Annotated in this window: 1 protein-coding gene; it reads right to left on the reverse strand. The window is 41.5% G+C overall.

The window, feature by feature from the left end; genetic code table 11:
• The coding region (gene dgt, locus QQS14_RS16355) for a dGTP triphosphohydrolase (protein ID WP_285908087.1) at positions 1-1,453 on the reverse strand (1,453 nt) is incomplete at its 3' end.
• Between the last annotated feature and the right edge of the window lie 136 nt (positions 1,454-1,589).

Consider the following 1,589-nt stretch of genomic DNA (forward strand, 5'->3'; position numbering starts at 1 on the left):
CTAACCCCGCAAATCGCTTGCTTAGCACGACAGCATAGTGATCTGTCATTCCCGTCACGTAGTCTAAAGCCAACAAAAATGCGTTGTATGGACAATCAGCTTGTTCTTTTAACTGGTCAAATTTATCCTTTCCCAAAAAAACTGCAACCTGATTTTCGGCCTCATGAGGTGAGCCGTTGCAAATATCTCCAACAATAGACAAAAAACAATCGAGCAATCGCCCTATTGTCATCCGTGCTCCAATCTCAAGCTCGACCTTTCGTCGTGACAAAAAAAGGTCATTGGACAAAATTGAATATTGACTCATTACAGTTTTGCAAACAGAATCATTGTTAGACACACACTCCATTAGGCTTCCTTCAAACTCACCGCGCATAATTGCGTCGTAATTGGCTTCAAAACAGTGAACAATCTCAAAAATGCATTCCTGCATTATTTTTGCTCGGATTTTCGAGTTCACTGTTCGCGTGGCACCTTTCTGAAACTCTCCAGCATCTTCATGACTATGATTTTTGTAGATTTTTTCGTACAGAAAGTCGCTCTGAACAAGCCTTAACTCTACGCCGTCTTCAATGTCCATTATTCTATAGCAAATATCATCTGCGGCTTCAACAAGGTATGCCAAGGGATGACGCGAATACCTATCTTGTCCCCCATGATGCTTCAATAAACCCAATTCTTTGGCAGCTCGGACAAGAATGTCTTTTTCCGAAAGAAAGCAGCCAAACTTATCTTTGTCTGCATACTCGGATAAATATGGATACTTCAACATAGCCCCAAGCATTGCATAAGTTGGCCTCATGCCATTACTGCCCGCATCAAAACCTGTCTTCGTTACAACTCTGAACGCCATAGCGTTACCATCAAACTTCAAAAAATCTCCACATTGGTCTTTTGTTATCAAAGCATTAATTCCTGAAGCCTCAGCCGCATTTTGAGCTATGCTTTCTGTAATTGTCTTTATTATATCGCTAGGAATTGGCAATGACAACAAAAGAGTTTTTGTTCCCAATAGAATGGGATCTGAAGTCAATGCTTGTTTTTTACTTTTAAACCAAGACTTGATTGCAGCTTCTCCGGCATGCCCAAATGGTGGATTTCCTATGTCGTGGGCGAGACATGCTGCTTGCACAATTTGACCAACGTGCTCTTCAGCAATAGAATTTGGGAGTTCAGAGTTTTTTTTCAATAATATCCCAACGTGTTGCCCAAGACTTCTGCCTACGGAGGATGTTTCTATACTGTGAGAAAGCCTTGTATGGATGTGGTCATTCTCGTTCAGAGGATGGACTTGAGTTTTTCTTCCCAACCTCCTAAAGTGACTTGAAAAAACTATCCTATCGATATCTTTCTGAAAAGGACTTCTAACGTCCCGCGTGTCATGCGTCGAAGAATCGTCAAATCTCGCCGGACATAATAGCTTATCCCAATTCATACGTTTAGAATGTTCCATAGTCAGCCCTTTTGTCTACCAAACCTGTAATTGACACTTTGCGCGACAGTACAACAATATGCAACCTTCGATCAACCAAATTATTGGGCTGGCTATTTTTTAGTTTGATGCTCCCCCCAGCCATTAAGCCTCCTAA

It is taken from the genome of Pseudodesulfovibrio pelocollis (assembly GCF_030282845.1).
GTDB lineage: Bacteria > Desulfobacterota > Desulfovibrionia > Desulfovibrionales > Desulfovibrionaceae > Pseudodesulfovibrio > Pseudodesulfovibrio pelocollis.